Source organism: uncultured Thiocystis sp., from assembly GCF_903866365.1.
In the GTDB taxonomy this organism is placed as follows: domain Bacteria; phylum Pseudomonadota; class Gammaproteobacteria; order Chromatiales; family Chromatiaceae; genus Chromatium.
In genome coordinates this window covers 1-2,245 of record NZ_CAIPNF010000181.1, presented here as the reverse complement: position 1 = coordinate 2,245, position 2,245 = coordinate 1, and the positions used below count along the sequence as shown (strand labels likewise).

Sequence of the window (2,245 nt, the reverse complement as noted above, 5' to 3'; positions counted from 1 at the left end):
TCCAGGGCCTGGATTCCGGTCGCCTCATCGACGCTGAAGGCGATCTCATCGGCGATGCCAGGGATGCGTTGATACACGTCACAAAGCTCGGCGATGCGCTCATCCTTGCGTTCATCGGCCTTGGCGTTGAGCCAATAACGGCTGCGGTGAGGCTGAAGATCTTTTTTTTTGAGCGCCTTGCGCAAATGACCGGCCGAGATCCGCTCCACGATGCCTTGCCGGATCACCTCCTCCGCCAGTTCCCGGCTGGTCCAATGGGTGATGGGGCGTCCGTACTGTGCCGGTAGCTCACAGGCCAATGCCAGGATCTGACACCACTGCTCGGCGGTGATGGTGTCGGGGCGCCCGCTGCGCGGCCAATCGGCGAGGCGATCCGCCAGCGGTTCCATCGCCCGCTCGATCCAGCGTTTCGTCCAGGTCGTCACCTGCGCCTGGGTCACACCGAGTTGATCGGAGATCGCCCGGTTGGTCGCCGCCTCGCCGTTGGCGAGGAGGATGATCCGGGCACGTTTCGCCAGATGTTGGGGGGTGGTCTGCTGGCGGATCAGGGCTTCGAGCGTGGTCCGTTCTGACGCCAGCAGGTTAATGCGATACAGGGGTTGGCCGATCATCGTGACTGAACTGTGCGGACATGACAGTCAATAGGGTACCATTAAACGCCAAACTCCTTACAGTGACTTTGGCGCCGCTGTACTAGCCCGTTTCGATGATCTGACCTTGGAGGAGATTCTTGCCATGCTTGGAGAACTGACCCCGCTGGAGCAGACCCGTGCGTATCGAGAGATTGTCGAGAAGAATCGTCCGATCTGGCGCGATGAAGGCCGCCAGGAAGGCCGGCAGGAAGGTCGGCAGCGTGAAGCCCGCACGTTGATTCTGCGCCAGCTTCAGCGCCGGTTCGGCCCGTTGACGCCCGCGCGCGAGGCGCGCATCGCCTCCTTGCCGCTCGAACGACTCGAAGATCTCGGCGAAGCACTGCTGGACTTCACCGTCAGCGCCGATCTGGATGCATGGCTGGCGCGTCAGGAATGAATCAGCGCTTTCGCCTCACGTTTCTCTGCGTCGATGGGTTGGAGAAACATGCGGGACGGGGCATTCTCCCCGTCGAGAACATTTCGGAAGCCCCTTCGACTCCGCTCGGAGCCAACGACAACAGGGCGCGCAGCAAAAACCCGTCATGAAAATTACTGGGGCCATGGGGAATCGGCGGATCGACACGCGCGAAATCCGTGCGCTCGTCCAGGAAGCGATTGATCGCCACGCGCGGATTCGACCGCAGCACGTCCGGATATTTTTCGGTGGTCTGTCCCACCGGCGTCCCCGCCAGATCGGCGAACACCGTGTCGGCGACGATCAGATAGCTCCCCGGCGAGACCAGCGGCGCGTAGCCTTGCATCTCGCGATAGACATGCTCCGCATTATGGTCGTCGTCGAGAAAGACCAGCACCGGCCCCGGATCCCGAGCGATCCGGGCGGCGAAATCCCGAATGATGGCCGGATCGGCGGCATCGCCTTCGACCACGGCGCGCACCAGATGCCCGTGCGGGTGCGCGGCAATCCCTTCGCGGGCCTCCGGACGCAAATGCAGATCCACCGTCAGCACCCCGCCTCGGGTCTGTCCGCACAGCGTCAGCAGCGAGGCAAAGAAAATCGCCGAACCGCCAAACTTGGTGCCGGTCTCGATGATCCAGCGGGGGTTGGGTCGCATGGACCACCGCCTGCAACCGCAGCAGATCCTCGGGCATCTGCCAGATCTCCACGCCCAGCCAGGATTGGCGAAACCAGCCCTCGTTGGCCGAGACACGCCCGAAGGTCCGGCATAAATCCTCGACCAGATACCCCCGGTTCGAGGGGATCCATCCATCGCTCATCGCACGGCCTCCAGATTCAGACTCACCAGGGTTCCGTTTTGCTTGTCGAGGTGCGGAAGATAGGACTGCGAATAGTCATCCACGTCCGCGTGCTCGGTCGCGCGCCAGTCCCAGCGATGCACATTGTGAAAACCGAGTCCCAGCAACTCATGGGTCAGGAAGGGCTCGTCAAAGATCATTTTATGGAAGTCATGCGAATCCCTCTGACCGCCAGCGATCAGACCGTTGAGACCGTCGGCTAGTACAGCGGCGCCCAAGTCCCTGTAAGGGCTTTGGCGATTAATGGTACCCTATTGACTATCTTGTTCGCACAGTACAGTCAGTATGATCGGCCAACCCCGTTACCGCATTAACCTGCTTGCGTCAGAACGGACCAC

General features: G+C 61.5%; 4 protein-coding genes. 1 reads left to right on the top strand and 3 read right to left on the bottom strand.

What is annotated here, in order from left to right; genetic code table 11:
* A partial coding sequence (locus QZY07_RS10160; RefSeq protein WP_295402127.1) for a helix-turn-helix domain-containing protein occupies positions 1-611 on the bottom strand: 611 nt, incomplete at its 3' end.
* A 124-nt stretch (positions 612-735) separates the two neighbouring features.
* Between QZY07_RS10160 and QZY07_RS10155 the strand changes: the two genes are divergently transcribed.
* Complete coding sequence (locus tag QZY07_RS10155) at positions 736-1,029, top strand: DUF4351 domain-containing protein (RefSeq protein ID WP_295402126.1); 294 nt, start codon at positions 736-738, stop codon at positions 1,027-1,029.
* A 1-nt stretch (position 1,030) separates the two neighbouring features.
* Here the strand turns inward: QZY07_RS10155 and QZY07_RS10150 are convergent, their stop codons facing one another.
* Together QZY07_RS10150 and QZY07_RS10145 are read right to left on the bottom strand one after the other, a co-directional pair.
* The gene (locus QZY07_RS10150; RefSeq protein ID WP_295402124.1) at positions 1,031-1,705 is read right to left on the bottom strand and encodes a CmcI family methyltransferase; all 675 of its coding nucleotides are present in this window, start codon (positions 1,703-1,705) and stop codon (positions 1,031-1,033) included.
* Positions 1,706-1,864: 159 nt separating this feature from the next.
* Positions 1,865-2,047: a hypothetical protein gene (locus tag QZY07_RS10145; RefSeq protein ID WP_295402122.1), complete on the bottom strand. Its 183-nt coding sequence runs from the start codon at positions 2,045-2,047 to the stop codon at positions 1,865-1,867.
* Positions 2,048-2,245 lie beyond the last annotated feature (198 nt).